The sequence below is a fragment of the Methylocaldum sp. MU1018 genome, from assembly GCF_053646775.1.
In genome coordinates this window covers 3,926,917-3,946,190 of sequence record NZ_CM132195.1, presented here as the reverse complement: position 1 = coordinate 3,946,190, position 19,274 = coordinate 3,926,917, and the positions used below count along the sequence as shown (strand labels likewise).

Here is a 19,274-nt window from a genome sequence, read left to right as displayed (position 1 = left end):
AGAAGGGCCGGGGATGAGGGCTTTTCAGGCCGTTTCCAACGGCCGGATTCAGGATTAATGGTTTGCGAGTCGGGGAACCGGCGCCGGAATCATCCGGCGATCGGTTCAGTGCGTGCGCCGATTGGCTTCATAAACGGGCATCAGTTGTTGTGCTCTTGCCCGCATGCTCTGTAGACGTTGTTCGGGATCGGGGTGGGTGCTGAGCCAGTCGGGGCCGCCGCTGCCGCCGACCTTGATCATTTTTTCCCAGAGCGAAATGGCGGCAAAGGGGTCATATCCGGCTTTGGCGGCGAGTTCGATGCCGACGCTGTCCGCTTCGTTTTCGGCCTTTCGGCTGTTGGGCAACTGCAAGCCGACGGTCGCCAGAGCATCGGCCAGGCCGGCCACGCCGCTCAAGTCGTAGCCGGCGACAGCCCCGGCCAGGACGCCCAGGCCCAAGCCGAGTTTTTGGGCTTCCATGCGCGACATTTTCTCGGCTTGATGCGAGAGCAGCGCGTGGGCGATTTCGTGGGCCAACACCTGAGCCAGTTCGTCATCCGTGGGGCGAATTTTCTGAAGCAATCCCGTGTACACGGCGATCTTGCCGCCGGCCATGCACCAGGCATTCACTTCGCCGCTCTTGAGAACGTGCACTTCCCACTGCCAGTTGCGGGTCTCGGGGCGCAGCGCCGTGGCTTGCGCAATCAAAGGCTGCGCGATCGATCGAACCCGGTCGAGTACGGCGGGGTCGTCATCCAGCACCCGTTGTTTTTCGGCGTTCGCAAGCACCTGGCTGTACGCCTGCTCCGAAGCCCGGGCGGCTTCGGCGTCGCTGACCAGCATGACCTGGCTTCGGCCGGTGATCGGATTGGTTGAACAGCCGCCGATTCCGACCGCGAACTGGATGGCCACAAGAATGGCGAGAAAATGGCGTACCAAGTGATTTTGCCTCGACGGAGCGCCGGATACTCTCGATTTGACGCCGAAACCGGCGAAAGATTCGGCCGAGATCCCGGCTCAGCGAACCGGCCGCAAAGCGCGTTTTCCGGCTTTCAGCAACTCGGCCAATTCCAGCAAATCCCCGAAGCTGGCCACCGCCCGTTCCGCCAGCCTGTTGCGCACGTCTTCGCGCCGCTGGATCAGCACCGGAACGGTTTCCGCGGCGCGGGCCGCTTCCAGGCCGGTTTCCGAATCCTCCAGCACCAGGCACAGGGCCGGCGGAACATTCAAACGCCGCGCCGCCTCGAGAAAAAGGTCCGGCGCCGGCTTTCCCCGCTCGACCTGGTTGCGGGTCACGACGACCCGGAAGGTCTCTTCCAAATCGGAGCGGCGCAGGCATTCCCCGGCGTAAGGGCCGTCGCTGTTGGTCGCCAGCGCGTAGGGAATCGCACGGTGTCGCAGAACCGCGAGCAGCTCTTTCAAGCCCGGCATCGGTTTTATGCCGTGCTCGTCGAGATAGCGCCGCCAGTGGCGTTCGGCGGATTCATGAAACGACCGGCGGTCGAACGCATCGCCCAGCGCCGTCTTCAGCGCCTGCTCGACATCGTCGGCATGGCGGCCGAACAAGCCGCGGCAGAATTCCTCGCTCAGATCGAAGCCCAAATCGGCCGCCGCCGACCGCCAGGCGTGGCAATAGGTCGACTCGGTGTCCAGGGCCAGGCCGTCCATGTCGAAGACGACCGCGCGGAAATCGGGAAGCGCCGAACGTGCGCGGGCAGAAGTCATCGAGCCTGCTTGAGCATGACCAGATTGCGGAACAGCGCGGCGCCCAAAGCGCCGAGCAGGGCGCCCGATATCTCCATCATGATGCCGGCGGTCGCGCTGTAATAGGTGAACGACCCGCCCAGCAAGGGCTTCAGGATGGCGTACATCCAGGTCGCCTTGATCCCGTAGTAGACGATCAGCGCGCCGACGATCCATTGCAGCACGTTGAGGTTGAGCCTGAGCGCAGTGCGATAAAACCACACGCAGATCAGCACCGAGACAACGCCACCGATCATAGTTATCTCCTCTGTCGAGATTGTTTTAAGGATTGCTGGGGCCGAAATGTAACAAACGCCACTACAATTGCCTATGCGAGTTCAGGCGCATTCATCCCCGGACACCACCTTGATGTATTCTCCCAAGGCTTCGCGGCTGGAGCCCACGACGATGCGCCGCCGTCCCGCCTGCGATTCCTCCAGCATCCCCGAAATCTCCACGGTTTCTCCGGCAAGGGCCTGGCCGGCATAGGTATGGGTAAAACTAACGGCTTCGGTGATCTCGGGATGCAGCAACCGGTACACGGCCGGATAGTCGAATGCGTAAGTCGCATCCGCGATTTGCGCTCGAATCCGAATCGGCCCGAGCTTATGGGCCGGGCCCGATTCTTCCGATAGCGGTTCGTCCACCAAGGTGATGTCGAATTTGGTTCCGTCGATCAGCGCCTTGTTCAACTTGCGCCGTTCGTGCCGGAGAAACTCCTCGAAGGCCAGCGCGCAGCCGCGCCGGTCGTAGGCATCGCGCCAGGCCGCATCGTCCAGGTCTTGCAGTTCTCCGGCCGCGATCAATCGCCCGACGGTCTCGCGCGCCTCGAAAAACGCTTCGCGTCCGTAAACGACGAAATCGAGATCGGACTTCGGCGTTTGCGCCCCGATCAACAGAGAGCCGGTCAAGCCGATTCGGCTCAGGTCCAGTCCCTGCACACCGAATTTTTGCAGCAAGCGAACCGCTTTCCGCTCGATCGCGTCCCGCGGCGCCGAGTTCAGCAAGCTGCGCACGCGCTCCCGCGGCCGATGATGGCGGCGTATGCTTCCGAGCGGTACGGCATGGAGTTTTGCGTCCAGCCGCTTCGAAGCGAACAGGTATCGGGGCGCCCGGGCTTGCAGATAAGCATTGGCCTCGGCCGTGCTCATCTTGGCGAGTTTCCCCGCGACCGGCGCGTATCGGAGAAAACAGAGCACGCGGCCATCTTCGGGCAGGCCGTCGACGACGGCGAAGATCAGTCCTTCAGAGGTTTCAATGAAATCGCGAGGCTGGTAAGTCACGGGCGTTTTATCGAAGTCTCAAACATAGGCCGAGGCAGGCCGGGCACCGCTTTTGGCGTTCGTTACGAGCACGCCGTTTCGCTGGAACCGCGGCTTTCCAAAAACCGCTGCCGACACGCCTTCACGGCCTCGATCCGCAACCGGCGCAGTTCGCGGCCCAGGCTTTCGCCCTTGAATCCTTGCTCCAACAGCGGTTGAACCGGCGTCGCCAAGGCCGCTTCCCGCGCCTGCCGCAGCCATTCGGCTTGCGGATAGGGCCGTTTCTCGAAACCGGGACGACCTTTGGCATCGGCCTCGCAGGCGAGCAGAAAGCCGTTCAGGGTGTCGTTCGCGCGCAGCGCATCGAGCCGCTGCAACAAATCCACCACGGTTGCGGGACGCAGCTCCAGCGCCCGATGGCAATGACCGTGGTAGCGCATCGTTTTTTCCGCCAGCTTGCGATAGACATTGGGCACTTTCAGCCGCAGGCAAAGGCTTTCCAATGCGCCAAGCCCGGCTTTTTCGTGGCCGTGATGCTTCGGCCACAATTCCTTGGGCGTCAGCCCCTTGCCGAGGTCATGGGTCAGCGCGGCGAAGCGCACTACCGGATCGGGGCTCAATCGGGCAGCCTGGTCGAGAACCAATAAGGTATGAAGCCCGGTGTCGACCTCCGGATGATGCTCGGGCGGCTGCGGGACGCCGAACAGCCGGTCGATTTCCGGACACAGTCTGGCCAAGGAGCCGCACTCCCGCAGCACCTCGAAGAAAGCCCGGGGAGTTGGTTCGGATAGCGCGCGGGCGAGTTCCGCCCAAACCCGCTCCGGCACCAGGGCATCGACTTCGCCGGCGGCCGCCATGCCCCGCATCAGGCCGAACGTTTCCGCCGCCACCCGAAAGCCGAGATGGGCGAATCGGGCGGCGAAGCGGGCGACGCGGAGGATACGCACCGGATCTTCGCCGAAGGCCGGCGAAACATGGCGCAGAACCCGGTCCTGGAGGTCCCGCGCGCCGCCGTAGGGATCGATGAGCCGCCCTTCCTCGTCCAGGGCCATGGCGTTGATGGTCAGGTCGCGGCGGAGCAAATCCTGCTCCAGCGTCACGTCCGGCTCGGCATGGACGACGAAACCCCGGTAACCCGGGGCGGTTTTCCGCTCGGTGCGGGCGAGCGCGTATTCCTCGCGGGTCTTGGGATGCAAAAACACGGGAAAATCCTTGCCGACCGGCTTGAAGCCTCGGGCGATCATGCTTTCCGGCGTTTCGCCCACGACCACCCAGTCACGCTCCTCCACTGGCCGTCCGAGCAGGCCATCCCTGACGGCGCCTCCGACGAGATAAGTTTTCATGGGTTTTTAGCCTGGGTTCCGGTTGCTGCTAGCATAAGGCCCTTATTTTAAACGCGGATGAGCAGCACATGTGGGAAGAACTGGGACTTTACCTGGCGTTCGGCAGCCTGGCCGGCGTATTGTCCGGCCTGTTCGGCATCGGCGGCGGCGTCGTGATCGTGCCGTTTCTGATCTGGTTTTTCTCGGAGCGGGGATTTCCGTCGGATGCCGTCATGATCATGGCGGTGGCGACTTCGCTCGCGACCATCGTCGTCACGTCCGTTTCCGCGGTTTACGCCCATCACCGCCTCGGCGCCGTGCGCTGGGATGCGGTCTTTCGGCTGGCGCCCGGGATACTGGCCGGCTCCGTCATCGGATCGATTATCGCCGATCGGTTGCCGGCGCATGGGTTCAAGCTGATTTTCGCGCTTTTCCTGCTCTACGTTGCGGGTCGAATCCTGATCGACGCGAAGCCGGAAAGCGGAGCAGGCCGTGCCGTGAACGGATGGCTTTATCCGAGCGCCGGACTGGGCATCGGCGCGGTTTCTTCGATTCTCGGGATAGGCGGCGGGACGCTGAGCGTTCCTTTTCTCGTCAAGTACCGATTTCCGATCCGAAACGCCGTCGCTGTCTCCAGCGCCTGCGGTTTTCCCATAGCGGTCGCCGGCTCCCTGACTGACATTGTCCTGGGCTGGGAAAAACCCGCGCTGCCGGCCTGGAGCCTCGGCTACGTTTACCTGCCTGCCTTTGCCGGCATCGTAGCGACCAGTATTCCGTTCGCGCCGGTCGGCGCCAAACTCGCGCATCGGCTGCCGACGCGGAGGCTCAGGCGGATGTTCGCCGCGGTGGTGTTCGCAGTGGGCGTCAAACTGTTTTGGCAGGCCATTCGGCCATGGATCGGAATTTATTAATCAGGCCCGCAAATATCCTCCCGGCATTTCGGGCCGACGCCAGGGCCGATACGCGCCCGGCCTTGGCATCGGTGACGGCGGCGCAGCCCTCCCTAACGCTGCCAGCATTCTTCCGCGGTTTTGGTCGACCCGGACGGCTTGTTCTTGATGCCCTTCGCACCCAGATGGTTCAGGGTGAAGGTGCCGCAGGCATCCCCGCTCATGGTCCCGGCGGGCGCCGCTTCCAAAATGAAGCTGTTGGGCGTCGGCTCCCCGGCCGCGAACCGGATAGCGTAACGGGGCTTCCCGGTTGAATCGTTGACTGCCGTCACCGGTAGGTTTATGGCGACACTGCCGTTCGCACAATCGCCGTCGGTCCGGTGATAGCAGTTATTGGCGGTAAAGTTCCGCTCCAAAAATTGGACGTTCTCCAGCAGTGCGCTTTTCGCTTCGCTGCGGCGGCTTTTCTGTACCTGGTCGCGATAACTCGGGTAGGCAATGGCCGATACGATGCCGACCACGGCCACCGCGATCATCAGTTCGATCAGCGTGAAACCCCGGGTTTCGGTACGGATTATCGGTATGATCATCGGACTCCCTCTTATTCTTGGAAAAGTTGTCGCCACGCGCCGCGCGGTTTGCCGATACCTCCCTTCTCCGGAGTGCTGAGCAAGCCCTCGGGAGCTCCGCCGAGATCGGTGCCGTTTTGGATCTTGTACTCCTTCTCACCGGCCGAAACCACCGCTGAAGTTTTGGTGATGCCCACCGTGCTCTTGAGGCCGGAAACGGGCGTGCTGCTGTTGCCGGCATTCGCGTAATCGGCCGTATTGAAAAGACCATCCTTGTTGAGATCGAACACGGAATAACCGAGGCGAGCGCCGGTTTGGGCATCGAGTTCCATCAGCCAACTGGTGCCGCCCGCGCTGCAAGGGTCGGCGAATGGAATGAGCGTGCTGAAGATCGCCCGCCCGAAGCGGAGCAGGGGCGCGCTGACCACCCGCTCACCCTGGTTGCTGCCGCCGGGCGGCACCAGGTCTAGATACCAACCCCGCTTGGCGCCATTCCCGGTCCAAATAACGGGATTGTCGCTCACCATCCGGATTTCGCGGCCGAATGCCGACGACTCATCGGTGATGGTCTGAGGCTGGAGCACGTCGTTGCGGTTCGCATAGGTAATCTTCGTGCCATCGTCCCAGATGCCGTAGAAGGTTTGCCGGGAGGTATCCGTGGTATCGGTAGTCGCGAAATAACGACCGGTGCCGAAAAATATCATCACGCCTTGACCTGCGACGGGCGGCTCGCCGATTTCCAAAGGCGCGGTGATGGGCTGGCGCTTGCCCGAGCCGTCCTTGGCGATGAACAGCGGGGCCGGATTCCCGCCGGATGAATAGGCTGCTTTCCAGTTATTGCCTTGGCGGGTGAACCGCCAGAGATTGCCTTGGAGATCGCCGACATAGATTCCATCGCCCAGCATGGTTCCCGAGTCGCTGTCATTCCCCAGCATTCGCCCGGAAACATCGTAGAGAGCCGGCGGACTGACGATGCCGTTCGGGTTGGCGGCATCGCCCGCTCCCGTGTCGATGGGAAAGCCGGGAATCAGCGCCCCGGTTTTCAGATTCACGGCAAACAGCTTGGCTTTGCAATTGCGGTTGGGGTTGGCGGTGACGTTGTTGAGCAAATCCTCGCAGTTCTTGCTGCGATAGCCATTGCCGAAGATTACCGCCCAGTCGCCGCTCGTCAGCTTGACTACCTGGGGCGAACCTGCCAGATAACCCAGATCGTCGTCGCTGAATTCCCACAGGGGGTTGCCGAAATTGGCGTCGGTCGGATTGGTGATATCGAGGGCATAGATGGTTTTACCGCCCGCTCCCGACGAACCTACCAGCACAGTGCGCCAGGCACAGGAGGTCGACACGGTAGTACCGGCGGAAGTCGTGAACGATCCGCCCGCGCCGATGCAGGCATCCCAAGCCAACGGACTGCCGTCCACAAAATAGCGATGGCTATAGGCGGGATCCGTCAGTTTGCTCAGATTCTCATAGACGCCCGCCGGAACGTAGGCGAATTGTTCCTCGCCCGTGTCGGCATTGAAGGCGTGCAGCATGCCGTCGTTGGCGCCTACATAGAGCATCTTTTTGCGAGTTCTTTTGTCGGCGAGAAATTGCAGGTAGACCTCGCCGCCGGCATCGCTTTCCGGCCATACGACATAGCCAAAATTCTCCGCCGCGACAAATACGGGATCCGAATTGATGATGTCGCCGAGAACCTTGCTGCGATTGCGGAACGGGCCGCCGTTGGCCTGCTCTTGGCCGTTGCCGCCCCGGAGCCAATCGAGACGGGCCTGGCCACAGGAATCTCCCGTCAGGGTTGCGCTGCAATTGGGCGTTTTCAGAGCGTTCTGCTGGTTCGCGGACAAATTGGCCCAGGTGAAATCCACGCCCGCCAGGCCGTTCCATGTCCATGTCTTGCGCGTGCCCGGGGCGACCGAGGCCAGGGTAGTGTCCGTGTCCCATTGTACGCTGCCCACGCTACCGTCGGCGTTCAGGTGGAAGGCAAGAATCCGACCGTCCCATTCCGCGCTGTTGAAGCGTGCCTGATAGACCATCGTATCGGTGTTGAGGCGGGTCGAGTTGGCGGCGACGGCGGCGGCGGAGGAGGTGGTCTTCTGGCTGATATTGGCCAGGATGTCGCTCATGGCGTGGGCAAAGCTTTCCGGGTCGGCCGCGCTGAAAAAACCGCCTCGGCCGTTGATTGAGGCATGAAGCAGGTCGTCGAGCCTGGCCGGGCACGTCAAGCCGCTGCAGTTTGTCTGGCTCGGGTTGGTGTCCGGCCAACTGATGGATGCGCCGCTGATAATCGCATTCCAGGCCGCGTCCGCATCGACCGAGCCGGAGACTCCCAAGCCGATACCGTAGGTCACCACGTGCTGCCAGAATGCCGGGTCGATCGTCGTGGTCGGCACCTTGTTGGGCAGGTCGGGACGAAGATCGTTTTTCCAATAATACATGGCGACGTCGGCCAGTGTATTGCTGTAATTGTCCGCGAAAGGCGACACCGCGTTGTATGTGAAGGAGCGGCCGCCCGGCCCGGTGATCGTGGGGCCGCTGGCCCCGTCGTTGTTGGCGCCGGCGGCAGAGGTCGTGGCCTGATTGGCATTACCTCCCGACCAGTAGCCGTCGGTCATGAGGATATGATAGTTCTGGCGGCATTCGAGTTGGGTGCCGCCGGTGCTTCCGGGATTCTCGCCCCAGGGGCCTTTGTCGTCGCTGCGCTTGAAATACTGGCCCACATCGTCCATGGCCTTCCGCAAAGGTGTGCCGGCAGCCGGAATCGGATGGCTATAGAGTGTGCTGAAGAAATTCGAGCGGCTGGCGCTTTCGAACTTTCTCACCCCTGAAATGATCGTCTGCGTGCTGACGCCGTCGACGTTTGCCCGGCCTTGGTTGATGGCGCCGAAGCCGACCCGCATCGAGGATCCCTGCTGGGAGAAGGCCCGCCCGATGCCGGCGCGCGCCGTCAGGATGCGCGAGCGGTAATAGGTGTACCAGTTGGCGAAGTTTTGGATTTCCTGAGCGTAAGTACAGACCCCGGCGCTGCAATCGGTGCGGGATTCTCGTCCATGTCCGCTGTACGTAGCCGTGGAGGGCGTTATTTCGACTTTTTGATAACTGGACCAGTTCCAGACACTGCCGCCGGTATGCCAGTAATAAGTAGCGGGCCAAAAGCTTTTGTTGGTATTGCTCGAGGAACAACTGCCGGACGATGTGCAGGTACGCCAACTGTTGGAGTTGTACCTGGCGTTGGTGGTCGTCAGATTCCGGCAATAGGCGGCGCCGCTACCCGGCCGCTCGGGGTTATGCAGGGCGCAACTTGGGTCCGCGGGCGGATAAAGCGTACCGTCCGCCTTCACCCAGGGCGTATAAGTGATCGAGGGGGTGTAATAAATGGTATTGACCTGGGGCGAACGGGTGAGCGCGGTGTAGGCCACGTTGGTATCTACAGTGGCGACTTGGTTGCCGTAATCGCTACCGCCGTACACGCCGTTGGCCCTCGGGAAAACAAAGCTTACCAAGCCGTTGGAAGACCCCATGAAAACATAATCGTCTGGCATGATTTCGAACTGCATCGAGCCTGAATCGTCCAGGGTGAACATCACGTTGGGCTCGACCGGAGAGCTCAGGAACAGCGGGGACGGAGCGATATCGGCCGCACCGCTTGCCGCTGCCGGCAGGCCGAATGCCAGGATCGAAAAAAGCCAAAACCGGCGGGTCGCGCGCATGACAGTTTCCTCAACGGTTGTAATAACTCTGCAGCAGCACTACCGCATCGGTCGTGCCGCCGACGCCGCGGGCCGTGATACGGAAGCGGCCGACGTCGGGAATCGGTCCGAACTTGACGCTCCCGCCCGGCGTTCTGGGGAGTGGGACATTGGTGCAGTTGCCGGAATTCGTGCACTTGGTGTAGGAGGACATGTCCTCGATGATGTAACGGGGCGGCTCGGCCAGGCCGGCCAGCGCTTGGGCGTGGGCCTGGGAGCCGGCCGCTGCCCAGATGTTAGGCTGTTGCCAGCGCTCCTTGCCGGGCGAAAGCGTGGGCTGATAAAGCCCGGCGGGGTTAAGGGCAAGGTTCGTCTCGCTCGTATCGGCCGCGAAAGGTCCGATGCTGACGCCCTGTAAATAGGCTTCACCCGACCGGAGGGCCGCTTCCGCCGCCTGGAAGGCCAGGTTTTCATTGCGCAGATTGCCGGCCATTTTTTCTTCCAGAGCGGTGGTCTGCATCGAGGTGACGCCGATCAGGGTCAGCAGCAGCAGGATGATCAGTACGGTGATCAAGGCCGCGCCTCTTTGCCGGCGTGGAGCGGGCCCTGTAAAAGCGATGTCGTTTGCCATGTTCAGTTGACTCGGTTACGCAAGGTGAAGGCGGTCTCGAAGGGCCGGTACAGTCTGAGATCGGTTGCCGTGACCGTATTGCCGTTGAAGCGATAGGTTTGCGGTTCGTTCACTACCCCGTTCTCGACGGACCGCAACAGCAGGGCGACCCTCACCGCCACCACGTTGTTCCACAGGCCATTGTCATTTACCCATTGCGCGGTTTGGTAGCAGTCGGCGGAAAAATCATCGGCCTGGCCCGCGCCGCAAGTCGCCGCGTCATCCACGCCATAAAGGATCTGCATGTCCTGGACGCCTTCGACCACTTCCTCGGCGTTGCCGGCGCCTTCCTTGCGATACAACGCGGGCTGGCCGGCCGGGTTGTTGCGTATGTAATAAATCTTGGTGGAGATGCGCTGGAGCTCGCCGCCTTCATAGCTTTTTCCCAGTTGCTTGGTCGCGTTTCCGGGAATCAGAGTACCGCCGGTGTTATGAACTACGTTGTCGAAACCGCCCGCGATATTTTGGTTCGTGACCTGAAATACGGCGGCCGCCAGGCAATCGGTCACCAGCACGATGTCGCCTATAGTGAGGCCGCTTCCCTGTGTCACTTTGATATCCGCCGAACCGGGCAGGCCGGGATCGTCCGTGTTACCCGGCTGCTGCAAGACCCGGGTTCCGTTGCCGAAGGTGCCGCGGGCTACCACGATGTCCCGTCCGCCGAGGGGATTGGTGATGGCATTGTCCGGCGACTGGTTCCACTGGGATGGGGAAACGGCTTCGTAGCCGTAAATGGGTTGGTCGAAATTCCACAAGAAATCCTTGGAGTCGTTCAGCGTATTGGTAACTGTCGCGGCCTCGCCGGCGCAGCCGCGGTAGCCGGCCATACGAAGGTCGCGACCGAGGATTTCGAAGGCATAGCGGGCATTCTCCTGAAGCCTGGCCATGGCGTCGTTGGCGCGATAGCTCTGGCGGCTGCCGAGATAGACCGTCAGCGCTCCTCCGGTAAGCAGCAAGCTCAAGGTAAGGGCCACCATGATTTCCACCAGCGAGATGCCGCGCTGGCCCGCGGCGGACGAAATCGGGTGTTTGATGATGACGGTTTTCATAACTGACTTTCGACCACGAACGCTTGCGGAGCTTCTACCCCGCGGCTGTCGTCCCATTGCACGGTGATGGTGACAAGGTCGTTCGCCACGTTGACCGCGCCGTCGCCCTGAGGCAAGTGATTGGCCAGTTCCGCGAGCCAGCGATTCAAATCCTGCGCGGAGCGGCTGCTGCCGGTCGGCGCATCGGCACCCAAAGCCAGGTTGTATACGCCGTCGCGGGCATCCTGCCGGTTGGCCCTGAGCAGGTCGAGGATGTCGTAAGCCAGTATGACAGCCTGGGAGCGGTGAAAGGCACTTTGGTCGTTCCGCAGTCCGGTGACCTGTAGCCCCGCGAGACCCAGCAGCCCGATGGCCATTATCAGGAAAGCGATGAGGACTTCCATCAGGGTGAACCCCCGCTGCTTGCGGCCATTCAGCATGTCGCATCCTCCACCCGGACTCGGCCCGTCCTGTTGATTACGATATTTTTGCCCTTGCTTTTCGCGCCGCCCGAGCACAATTTGAAGGTACTGTTGGGAAGGCTGGTTTCGCCTTCGCTGAAGCCGGTGGCGAGATAGGAAATCCAGTTGGAAAAATTGCCGCCCGCGCTGAGCGTCGTACCCTCCAATTTGCCGAAAACTCCGAGGATCGTATCCCTCGTGTCGACCGTCCCTTTCGTGCCTCCGTCGACGAATACCATCCAGCCCTGCTCCCACCCTCCCGATGTAGCGCAGGACGGGGGGGCGGCTGCGGGATCGGCGCTCTTGCATATCGTCACCCGCACGCTCCGCTTGACCGCCTCGCTGCGTGCGAGATTGAGGGACGTAACCAATTGGTTGGCCTGGGTGGCGAGGCGATTGTTTCGGACGATCTCCTGGAAGCTGGGTACCGCCGTGGTAAGCACGACGGCAGCGACCGCCACCGCGACCATCAGCTCGATTAAGGTAAAACCTTTTTCATGATCTGTTTTCATGCCGATAGGTATAGCAGCACTTTTTCGCTGCATCGGCGGAAACCGATAACCGGTAGGATTTGCCCGACGAACGGTCGTAGCTCGGCAGACGGGAACGGGCAAGGCGACTCCTTGCCCTGTTCAAAGCCGTTCGGCCGAGTGCCGAGCCTGGGCGAGAATCTTATGCGGAAAGGGTGTCCCGGAAGAACGGGAGAGATTTTGAGCGGAAATTATTTGGCGTGGAACGGCTTTCGAGACGCTTTGGAAGGAAACAACCGGCAAATGGCGCGCGATAGCCAATTGCGCCTGGCAAGGCGATTTTCGCGCGAGCGTTCGAACTCGGCATTGAAGAAGGCTTTGGTGAGCTGTCCCGGCGTCGGCGTGTAGCCGTGACGTGCCAGCCAGGCATCCCGGGCTTCCGCCAAAAGGCGATAAAAAGCGATGTCGTAGGCCGTGTTGGCTTCGTAGTTGAACGGCTCGTCGTCGAAGCGGATGCTCAGTTCGTCCAGCCGCTGGCGAAACCAGGCTGTCAACTCGCTCAGAATGTAATCGTCGGAAGCCCTCATTTTGATAAGCCCGTTTCATCGGTCGCTAGTTATTAAGATATTTTCATGGCCGATGAAGTTCAGCCGATCGGATACCCTGGTTATCGTCTTCGGGGATGCCGGACATCTTCGGTAAACTGGACGGGTAGTCGGGTTCGCTTTTCTCGGGGCGGCGCCGACGATCTCCTGCCTTACGTTTTACGAGTTGATATAACTATATGAGTACAGAAGAAATTTTTAGACGGTTACGGATTGGTTCGGCGCTGGTGGTCGGATTTTTTACCGGAAAGTTTCTGGCGGCCACCATGCAGCACCATGCCTCGGAATTTTTCGTCGGCGGTTTCGGGGCGGGCGTCGTTTTGACGCAGTTCGTTTATTGGAGCCTTGCATCCCTTTCCGGCGGCAAGCGTTCCGGCTGATATCGGGCTTCAACATAAAAACTCGACATGGCGCTGGAATCGGTCCGGGTGAGTGGTCTAATATGAGGTAGCGGACCTTTAACGAAGCGGTTCCATCAGAGGAGACACATGCCATGTTTCTGAAACTGAAAAAGAACGGACATTTGATTGAGGTCCTCAGCCTCAACGATCTGGTCAATCCGACGCACAAAAACGTGGTCGGACGCTTGCATTGGGGCGAGGAGATGCAAGACCCGGAAAAATTCCCCAAGACCGAATTGACATTCCCGTCCGGCGAAGAGCTTCCGGTCTGCTGGAAGGACGTTCATTATCGGGACAAGGAACTCCCCGCAAGCAAACCGTAATAATCCCGGAAACGGGCGGTGAAATCGGTAGAAGAGAGGATGGTCGGAATCCATGAGGCGTTTCTACCCCATCCAAGCGGTCAACTGCCGTTTCATAGAATGATACCGGAGCAGCCGCGGATTCCGGGCCGTCAGCCCGAAGCGAGGCGGTGCGCGTGCCGCGTCGTTTCGGGTAAGCGGTAACGCCCGGTACAGCGCATCACCCATTCGACGGCCGTCGGCAATGCGATACGGTGGCCGGGCGATACGTAAATCGGCTTGACGCCCTGCCGCGTTCTCAGCACGGCGCCGATCGTTTCTCCTTTGTCCATGAGGGGAACCCAGGCACCGCGCTGGTCCGGGACGTCCGCGTGAGCGCCCACGAGCCGGGTCTTGCCGACGCCTATCGTCGGGATAGCGGTGAGTACGCCCAAATGACAGGCTATGCCCAGACGGCGGGGATGCGCGTAACCTTGGCCATCGACCAAAATCAGGTCCGGCAGCTCCCGCAGAGCGTCGAGGGCATCCAAAATCGCCGGAATTTCCCGAAAAGACAAAAGACCGGGGATATAAGGAAAAGAAGTAGTCCGCCTTGCGACCGCGCTATCGATCGGCTCCAGCCCGGGGAAATTCAACTTCGCCACGGCTGCCCGCGTGACGGCTCCCCTTTCTTCGAAGCCAACGTCCACCCCGGCCACGCATCGGACGTTCTCCGGCAAATCGTCCCGCAAGCTGACCAGGTCCCGCAGCCGGTTCTGGATGGCGATGGCCTGTTGCGGCGTAACGTCCCAGGGATGTTCGTGTCGTAGCTTCAACTTCGATGTCCGTTTGGTGGAGAGGCCTTTCGACTTCGTCATCAGGTTGGCCGGCAAGGGATTGCCGACCTGCAAACCTGAGTTTATACCAATCCGGAATCTACACGCCTAATCGGACAAACTTCGTTTGGCCTCGTCCCATAAGGCGTCCAGCTCGGCCAGAGTGGATTCGGCCAGGGTCTTTCCTCGCGCCGCCAGTTGCTTTTCGATGTAGCGGAAACGGCGAACGAACTTCCGGTTGCCGTCCCGAAGCGCCGTCTCGGCGTCGACTTCGAGGTGCCGGGCCAGATTGACGATGACGAACAGCAAATCGCCGACTTCCTCGCGGATATGGCTTTGGTCGCCCGTTGCCCGGGCGGCTTGCAGTTCGTCCAACTCTTCCCTGACCTTGTCGAAAACCGGCTCTATTTCGGTCCAATCGAAGCCGTGCCGCGCGGCCCGCTTTTGCAATTTCTGCGCGGCCATGAGCGCCGGCAGATTCGCCGCGATTCCGCTCAACACGCCGTCATCGTTCGTCGTTTTGCCTTTTTCCCGGCGCTCGGCAACTTTGGACGATTCCCAATATTCATGCCTTTCGGCATCGGTCTCGAATACGGTTGCTCCGAAAACATGGGGATGGCGGCGTATCAGCTTTTGGCCGATGGCATCGGCGACGTCCTCGAACGTAAACAAGCCGCGCTCCTCGGCGATCCGCGAATGAAAAACGACCTGCAACAGCAGGTCGCCCAGCTCCTCGCGCAAATCCTCGACATCGCCGCGCTCCGCCGCATCGGCGACTTCGTAGGCCTCTTCCAGGGTATACGGCACGAGACTCGCGAAATCCTGCTGCAAGTCCCAGGGACACCCCGTTTCGGGATGGCGCAAGCGCGCCATGATGTCCAGCAGCCGTCGGGTATTCTTCATTTCCATCAGAACTCGGGGCCGAAATTTTCCCGATAGCGCTCCCTGAACGTTTGCATGGTGAAGCTGTGATTTTGGGTGCCTTTGGTTTCGACCTTCATTGCGCCCATCAGCGAAGCGATGCGGCCGATGGCGGGCCAGTCGAATTCTTGCAAAAGGCCGTAGATCAACCCGGCGCGGTAAGCGTCGCCGCAACCGGTCGGATCGAGCACCGCGTTCGGTTTTGCCGGCGGTATTTCGTGGCAGATGCCGTTGGTATAGATCAACGAGCCCTGCGCACCCTTGGTGACGATCAACGCTTCGACGCGTTGCGCGAGTTCTTCGGGCGCAAGGCCGGTGCGGTCCTGCATGAGTTGGGCTTCGTAATCGTTCAGGGTCACCCAGTTCGCCAGATCGACGAAATTCAGGAGTTCCTGTCCGTCGAACATCGGCATGCCCTGGCCGGGGTCGAAGATGAACGGGATGCCGGCTTCGGCGAACTGGGCGGCATGCTGAATCATGCCATCCTTGCCGTCCGGCGCCACGATGCCGATGCGGATGCCGCCGTTCGCGGGCACGCGGTTCAGGTGGGAAAACGACATCGCTCCCGGATGGAAAGCGGTGATCTGGTTGTCGTCCATGTCGGTGGTGATATACGCCTGGGCCGTATAGCTGTCGTCCAGAACCTTGATGAATTCGAGGCTGATGCCGCAATAGCCCAGCCATTGCGCGTAAGGCGTGAAATCTTTTCCCACCGTGGCCATGGGCAGCGGATCGGCGCCCAGAAGCTTGAGATTGTAAGCGATGTTGCCGGCGCAGCCGCCGTATTCGCGGCGGAGTTCCGGAACCAGGAACGAAACGTTCAGGATATGAACCTGCTCCGGCAGGATGTGGTGCTTGAATCGGTCCTGAAACACCATGATGGTGTCGTAAGCTACGGAGCCGCAAATTAACGCTGTCATTCTTTTTTTCTACCTTTTTTCCTATCGAATCAAAATCAGTAACCAGACCGCGCCGGCAAGAACCAGCGAGAAAAACACGGCCGCCGACCCGATGTCCTTGGCGCGACCGGACAATTCGTGCCGTTCGGGGCCGATGCGGTCGACGGTCGCTTCGACGGCGCTGTTCAATAATTCGACGATGAGGACATTCAGCAACACGCCGACCAGAAGCGCGCGTTCGATGCCGTCCCGCCCCATCCATAGTCCCAAAGGAACGCCGGCGAGAACCAGCAGGCATTCCTGCCGGAACGCCTCTTCGTTCAGCCAGGCCGCACGGAGGCCGGCTATCGAATTGGTGAATGCCGCATAAACGCGGGCCATGCCCGTGAGGGTTTGTCCAGCCATGAGGATCTTTATTCGGATGGGTAGGCGAGATCGGGACGCCGCGCCGCCCGGACTTCGTCCAGACGGCGCACCGGCAGCGAACGGGGCGCGCTCTTGAGCCGATCCGGTTCGGTTTCCGCTTCTTTCAGAATCGCGGTCATGGCCTCGATAAAAGCGTCCAAAGTTTCCTTGCTTTCCGTCTCGGTCGGCTCGATGAGAAGACACTCGGGGATCAAGAGCGGAAAGTACACCGTCGGCGCATGGAAGCCGTAATCCAGCAGGCGCTTGGCGAAATCCAGCGCCGTGACATGGCGCTCTTTGGCCAGCCGTTTCAGCGTGATGATGAATTCATGGGCGGCGCGGCGTTGCGGAAACGCGGGTTCGAAGCCGGCTTCGACCAGTTTTTTGAGCAGATAATTGGCGTTCAGCGTCGAGAATTCCGCTACCCGCTCGAGGCCCTCATATCCGAGCATTCGGATGTAAGCATAAGCGCGCAGCAGAACGCCGACGTTGCCCGTGAAAGTGACCAAATGACCGATGCTGTGCGGCCGCTCGGTTCCGGTCAGCATGCGATAGCGCGGCCCGTCCTTGGCGACGACGGGCAAGGGCAGGAACGGCAGCAGCCTGTCGTTCACGCCCACCGGGCCCGCGCCCGGCCCGCCGCCGCCGTGGGGCGTCGAGAACGTCTTGTGGAGATTGAGATGAATGACGTCGAAGCCCATGTCGCCGGGGCGCACTTTGCCGGCGATGGCGTTCAGATTGGCGCCGTCGTAATAGAGCAGCCCGCCGGCCCGGTGGACGATGTCGGCAATGGTTTGAATGTATTGGTCGAATACCCCGAGAGTCGAGGGGTTGGTGAGCATGATGCCGGCCGTCTGCGGACCCACGGCCTGTTCGAGGGTGGCGACGTCCACGTTGCCGTCGGGATCGGTGGCGACCTCCCGCACCCGGAAACCGCCCATGGCCGCGGAAGCGGGATTGGTGCCGTGCGCGGCGTCGGGCACCAGCATTTCGGTGCGTGCCGAATCGCCCCGCGAAGCGTGGTACGCGCGGATCATGGCGACGCCGGCGAATTCGCCCTGAGCGCCCGCCGCGCAAGCCAGCGAAACTCCGGCCATGCCGGTGATTTCCGCGAGCATCTCCTGGAGCTCGTACAAACAGGCCAGAGTTCCTTGCCCGGCCCGCTCCAGTCCGAGTGGATGGGCGTTCAAAAACCCGGCAAGACTCGCCAGCTCGTGGCAAATCTTGGGGTTGTACTTCATGGTGCAGGAGCCCAAGGGATAAAACTGGGTGTCGATGGAAAAATTTTGCTGGGACAGGCGGGTGTAATGGCGAACGGCGTCGAGTTCGGAGACCTCGGGCAAGGCCGGGGGCGTCTTGCGCAGCAGATGGTCGGGAATGACCGGAGATTCACCGGTTTCCGGAAGCAACTGGGCGCGGGCGGCGCGCCCCGGGCGCGAACGATCGAAAATCAGCATTCTGTCGGCTCCGATTTCTTCAGCCATGACTCACCAGCGACGCCGTTTCCCGCACGTACGATTCGATATCTTCCCGGGTGCGCATCTCCGTGACGCACACCAGAATGGCTTCGCCGAGTTCCGGATAATCCCCGGTAAGCGCGTAGCCGCCGAGAATACCCCGTTCCGCCAGGCCGTCCATGATCTCCCGGGCGGGCCTTGGCGTGCGGAAAACCGCTTCGTGGAAGAAAGGCCCCGAAAAAACCTGCTCGACGCCGTCGATAGCCGCCAAGCCATCCATCAGGCTCAGCGTATTTCGATGGGATTGCAGCGCCACCCGTCTCAGACCTTCCGGCCCCAGGAGCGCCATATAGATGGTTGCCGCCGTGACCATCAAGCCCTGGTTGGTGCAGATGTTGGAGGTCGCCCGGCCGCGCCGGATATGCTGCTCGCGCGCCTGGAGCGTGAGCGTGAAACCGGGCTTGCCGTCCGCATCGACGGTACGGCCCACCAGGCGCCCGGGCATTTGGTGCAGGTGTTCCTTGCGGCAGCACATGAATCCGAAATACGGTCCGCCGCCGGACAAGGGGATGCCCAAAGGCTGACCGTCGCCGCAAACGATGTCGGCGCCCTCTTGCCCCCATGCGCCCGGCGGCTTGAGCAGAGCCAGCGCCACGGGATTGACCAACGCGATGGCGACGGCGCCGTTGGCATTGGCCCAATCGGTCAGTTCGTCGGCGGCTTCGAGTATGCCGAAGAAATTGACCTGAGGAACGACCAAGGCGGCGATGTCCGTTCCCGCATGGATTTCCAGAGCGGCCGGATCGATACGTCCGGTCTCGGCGTCGTAGGGCAATTCGACCAATTCCAGCGCCTGGCTGCCGACGATGCTCTCCACCACTCGACGGTAAAAGGGGTGTACGGTTTTCGGCATCAGGATGCGGCGCGAGTGCGATTTCCGGTTCGTTCGCACCGCCATCAGCACGGCTTCCGCGAGGCTGGTCGCGCCGTCGTAGAGCGAAGCGTTCGATACATCCATGGCGGTGAGGCGCGCCATCATGCTCTGGTATTCATAGAGCACTTGCAGCGTGCCCTGGCTCGCTTCCGCCTGATAGGGCGTGTAGGCGCTGTAAAACTCGCCCCGGCCGGTCACCGCCCAGACCGCGGCCGGGATGTGGTGCTCGTAAGCTCCGGCGCCGGCGAAGCAGAGAAGCGGACGGTTCTGGCCGGCCCGCGCGCGCATCAGACACGCAATCTCCATCTCCCTCGAGGCGGGCGGGAGATCGAGCGCGCCGCAACGCAATTCCGCCGGTATCTCGTCGAAAAGCTCGTCTATCGACGCCGCGCCGAGCGCGGCGAGCATCTCGCGGACATCGTCTTCGGTGTGAGGAATGAATGGCATGGCAA

General features: G+C 61.3%; 21 protein-coding genes. 3 read left to right on the top strand and 18 right to left on the bottom strand.

Features of this window, described 5'->3' with window-relative positions:
• Nucleotides 1–105: 105 nt before the first annotated feature.
• The 5 genes from ACWJKU_RS18120 to ACWJKU_RS18100 form a co-directional block, all read right to left on the bottom strand.
• On the bottom strand, nucleotides 106–918 hold the full coding sequence (locus tag ACWJKU_RS18120) for a M48 family metallopeptidase (RefSeq protein ID WP_454144597.1): 813 nt from the start codon (nucleotides 916–918) through the stop codon (nucleotides 106–108).
• A gap of 78 nt (nucleotides 919–996) precedes the next feature.
• The gene (locus ACWJKU_RS18115; protein ID WP_454144595.1) at nucleotides 997–1,704 is read right to left on the bottom strand and encodes an HAD family hydrolase; all 708 of its coding nucleotides are present in this window, start codon (nucleotides 1,702–1,704) and stop codon (nucleotides 997–999) included.
• Nucleotides 1,701–1,979, bottom strand: a complete 279-nt coding sequence (locus tag ACWJKU_RS18110; protein ID WP_454144593.1) for a hypothetical protein — start codon at nucleotides 1,977–1,979, stop codon at nucleotides 1,701–1,703. Before ACWJKU_RS18110 ends, ACWJKU_RS18115 begins: the two co-directional genes overlap by 4 nt.
• A gap of 81 nt (nucleotides 1,980–2,060) precedes the next feature.
• Nucleotides 2,061–3,005 (bottom strand): nucleotidyltransferase domain-containing protein, encoded by a 945-nt coding sequence (locus tag ACWJKU_RS18105; protein ID WP_454144591.1) that lies wholly within the window; start codon nucleotides 3,003–3,005, stop codon nucleotides 2,061–2,063.
• A gap of 62 nt (nucleotides 3,006–3,067) precedes the next feature.
• Entirely contained in the window at nucleotides 3,068–4,327 is a 1,260-nt protein-coding gene (locus tag ACWJKU_RS18100) for a multifunctional CCA addition/repair protein (RefSeq protein ID WP_454144589.1), read from the bottom strand.
• A 68-nt stretch (nucleotides 4,328–4,395) separates the two neighbouring features.
• On the opposite strand from ACWJKU_RS18100, the gene ACWJKU_RS18095 reads away from it, so the two are divergent.
• Complete coding sequence (locus ACWJKU_RS18095; protein WP_454144587.1) at nucleotides 4,396–5,217, top strand: sulfite exporter TauE/SafE family protein; 822 nt, start codon at nucleotides 4,396–4,398, stop codon at nucleotides 5,215–5,217.
• 92 nt (nucleotides 5,218–5,309) lie between these two features.
• Here ACWJKU_RS18095 and ACWJKU_RS18090 read toward each other — a convergent pair whose 3' ends face one another.
• The 7 genes from ACWJKU_RS18090 to ACWJKU_RS18060 all read right to left on the bottom strand — a co-directional run bounded on the left by ACWJKU_RS18090 (nucleotide 5,310) and on the right by ACWJKU_RS18060 (nucleotide 12,670).
• On the bottom strand, nucleotides 5,310–5,786 hold the full coding sequence (locus ACWJKU_RS18090; protein ID WP_454144585.1) for a type IV pilin protein: 477 nt from the start codon (nucleotides 5,784–5,786) through the stop codon (nucleotides 5,310–5,312).
• 11 nt (nucleotides 5,787–5,797) lie between these two features.
• Nucleotides 5,798–9,475 (bottom strand): pilus assembly protein, encoded by a 3,678-nt coding sequence (locus ACWJKU_RS18085; protein ID WP_454144583.1) that lies wholly within the window; start codon nucleotides 9,473–9,475, stop codon nucleotides 5,798–5,800.
• A gap of 10 nt (nucleotides 9,476–9,485) precedes the next feature.
• On the bottom strand, nucleotides 9,486–10,085 hold the full coding sequence (locus ACWJKU_RS18080) for a pilus assembly PilX family protein (RefSeq protein ID WP_454144581.1): 600 nt from the start codon (nucleotides 10,083–10,085) through the stop codon (nucleotides 9,486–9,488).
• A gap of 2 nt (nucleotides 10,086–10,087) precedes the next feature.
• The gene (locus tag ACWJKU_RS18075) at nucleotides 10,088–11,173 is read right to left on the bottom strand and encodes a PilW family protein (RefSeq protein WP_454144579.1); all 1,086 of its coding nucleotides are present in this window, start codon (nucleotides 11,171–11,173) and stop codon (nucleotides 10,088–10,090) included.
• Complete coding sequence (gene pilV, locus ACWJKU_RS18070; protein ID WP_454144577.1) at nucleotides 11,170–11,592, bottom strand: type IV pilus modification protein PilV; 423 nt, start codon at nucleotides 11,590–11,592, stop codon at nucleotides 11,170–11,172. Before pilV ends, ACWJKU_RS18075 begins: the two co-directional genes overlap by 4 nt.
• A complete protein-coding gene (locus ACWJKU_RS18065; RefSeq protein ID WP_454144575.1) occupies nucleotides 11,586–12,125 on the bottom strand; it encodes a GspH/FimT family pseudopilin in 540 nt (179 codons plus the stop codon). The genes pilV and ACWJKU_RS18065 overlap by 7 nt, the downstream gene beginning before the upstream one ends.
• Before the next feature lie 209 nt (nucleotides 12,126–12,334).
• Nucleotides 12,335–12,670 carry a hypothetical protein gene (locus tag ACWJKU_RS18060; protein ID WP_454144573.1) on the bottom strand — a complete coding sequence of 112 codons (336 nt, stop codon included), beginning with the start codon at nucleotides 12,668–12,670 and terminating at the stop codon, nucleotides 12,335–12,337.
• 197 nt (nucleotides 12,671–12,867) lie between these two features.
• Between ACWJKU_RS18060 and ACWJKU_RS18055 the strand changes: the two genes are divergently transcribed.
• Nucleotides 12,868–13,068: a hypothetical protein gene (locus tag ACWJKU_RS18055; RefSeq protein WP_454144571.1), complete on the top strand. Its 201-nt coding sequence runs from the start codon at nucleotides 12,868–12,870 to the stop codon at nucleotides 13,066–13,068.
• A 113-nt stretch (nucleotides 13,069–13,181) separates the two neighbouring features.
• A complete protein-coding gene (locus tag ACWJKU_RS18050; RefSeq protein ID WP_454144570.1) occupies nucleotides 13,182–13,412 on the top strand; it encodes an acetyltransferase in 231 nt (76 codons plus the stop codon).
• A gap of 131 nt (nucleotides 13,413–13,543) precedes the next feature.
• Here ACWJKU_RS18050 and nfi read toward each other — a convergent pair whose 3' ends face one another.
• The 6 genes from nfi to gcvPA all read right to left on the bottom strand — a co-directional run bounded on the left by nfi (nucleotide 13,544) and on the right by gcvPA (nucleotide 19,269).
• Nucleotides 13,544–14,248 carry a deoxyribonuclease V gene (nfi, locus tag ACWJKU_RS18045; protein WP_454144568.1) on the bottom strand — a complete coding sequence of 235 codons (705 nt, stop codon included), beginning with the start codon at nucleotides 14,246–14,248 and terminating at the stop codon, nucleotides 13,544–13,546.
• 66 nt (nucleotides 14,249–14,314) lie between these two features.
• The gene (gene mazG, locus ACWJKU_RS18040) at nucleotides 14,315–15,109 is read right to left on the bottom strand and encodes a nucleoside triphosphate pyrophosphohydrolase (protein ID WP_454148186.1); all 795 of its coding nucleotides are present in this window, start codon (nucleotides 15,107–15,109) and stop codon (nucleotides 14,315–14,317) included.
• A 5-nt stretch (nucleotides 15,110–15,114) separates the two neighbouring features.
• Nucleotides 15,115–16,047 (bottom strand): carbohydrate kinase family protein, encoded by a 933-nt coding sequence (locus ACWJKU_RS18035; protein ID WP_454144566.1) that lies wholly within the window; start codon nucleotides 16,045–16,047, stop codon nucleotides 15,115–15,117.
• 21 nt (nucleotides 16,048–16,068) lie between these two features.
• Entirely contained in the window at nucleotides 16,069–16,431 is a 363-nt protein-coding gene (locus tag ACWJKU_RS18030; RefSeq protein WP_454144564.1) for a diacylglycerol kinase, read from the bottom strand.
• 8 nt (nucleotides 16,432–16,439) lie between these two features.
• Nucleotides 16,440–17,888, bottom strand: a complete 1,449-nt coding sequence (gene gcvPB / locus ACWJKU_RS18025; protein WP_454144562.1) for an aminomethyl-transferring glycine dehydrogenase subunit GcvPB — start codon at nucleotides 17,886–17,888, stop codon at nucleotides 16,440–16,442.
• Nucleotides 17,889–17,907: 19 nt separating this feature from the next.
• Nucleotides 17,908–19,269, bottom strand: a complete 1,362-nt coding sequence (gene gcvPA / locus ACWJKU_RS18020) for an aminomethyl-transferring glycine dehydrogenase subunit GcvPA (protein ID WP_454144560.1) — start codon at nucleotides 19,267–19,269, stop codon at nucleotides 17,908–17,910.
• Between the last annotated feature and the right edge of the window lie 5 nt (nucleotides 19,270–19,274).

Bases quoted from the DNA above. Each gene is read 5' to 3' on its own strand.
- mazG (WP_454148186.1), bottom strand. From the start codon at position 15,109: ATGAAGAATACCCGACGGCTGCTGGACATCATGGCGCGCTTGCGCCAT.
- ACWJKU_RS18090 (WP_454144585.1), bottom strand. From the start codon at position 5,786: ATGATCATACCGATAATCCGTACCGAAACCCGGGGTTTCACGCTGATC.
- ACWJKU_RS18030 (WP_454144564.1), bottom strand. From the start codon at position 16,431: ATGGCTGGACAAACCCTCACGGGCATGGCCCGCGTTTATGCGGCATTC.
- ACWJKU_RS18075 (WP_454144579.1), bottom strand. From the start codon at position 11,173: ATGAAAACCGTCATCATCAAACACCCGATTTCGTCCGCCGCGGGCCAG.
- ACWJKU_RS18060 (WP_454144573.1), bottom strand. From the start codon at position 12,670: ATGAGGGCTTCCGACGATTACATTCTGAGCGAGTTGACAGCCTGGTTT.
- gcvPA (WP_454144560.1), bottom strand. From the start codon at position 19,269: ATGCCATTCATTCCTCACACCGAAGACGATGTCCGCGAGATGCTCGCC.
- ACWJKU_RS18055 (WP_454144571.1), top strand. From the start codon at position 12,868: ATGAGTACAGAAGAAATTTTTAGACGGTTACGGATTGGTTCGGCGCTG.
- nfi (WP_454144568.1), bottom strand. From the start codon at position 14,248: ATGACGAAGTCGAAAGGCCTCTCCACCAAACGGACATCGAAGTTGAAG.
- ACWJKU_RS18080 (WP_454144581.1), bottom strand. From the start codon at position 10,085: ATGGCAAACGACATCGCTTTTACAGGGCCCGCTCCACGCCGGCAAAGA.
- ACWJKU_RS18085 (WP_454144583.1), bottom strand. From the start codon at position 9,475: ATGCGCGCGACCCGCCGGTTTTGGCTTTTTTCGATCCTGGCATTCGGC.
- ACWJKU_RS18095 (WP_454144587.1), top strand. From the start codon at position 4,396: ATGTGGGAAGAACTGGGACTTTACCTGGCGTTCGGCAGCCTGGCCGGC.
- pilV (WP_454144577.1), bottom strand. From the start codon at position 11,592: ATGCTGAATGGCCGCAAGCAGCGGGGGTTCACCCTGATGGAAGTCCTC.
- ACWJKU_RS18110 (WP_454144593.1), bottom strand. From the start codon at position 1,979: ATGATCGGTGGCGTTGTCTCGGTGCTGATCTGCGTGTGGTTTTATCGC.
- gcvPB (WP_454144562.1), bottom strand. From the start codon at position 17,888: ATGCTGATTTTCGATCGTTCGCGCCCGGGGCGCGCCGCCCGCGCCCAG.
- ACWJKU_RS18065 (WP_454144575.1), bottom strand. From the start codon at position 12,125: ATGAAAACAGATCATGAAAAAGGTTTTACCTTAATCGAGCTGATGGTC.
- ACWJKU_RS18035 (WP_454144566.1), bottom strand. From the start codon at position 16,047: ATGACAGCGTTAATTTGCGGCTCCGTAGCTTACGACACCATCATGGTG.
- ACWJKU_RS18100 (WP_454144589.1), bottom strand. From the start codon at position 4,327: ATGAAAACTTATCTCGTCGGAGGCGCCGTCAGGGATGGCCTGCTCGGA.
- ACWJKU_RS18115 (WP_454144595.1), bottom strand. From the start codon at position 1,704: ATGACTTCTGCCCGCGCACGTTCGGCGCTTCCCGATTTCCGCGCGGTC.
- ACWJKU_RS18050 (WP_454144570.1), top strand. From the start codon at position 13,182: ATGTTTCTGAAACTGAAAAAGAACGGACATTTGATTGAGGTCCTCAGC.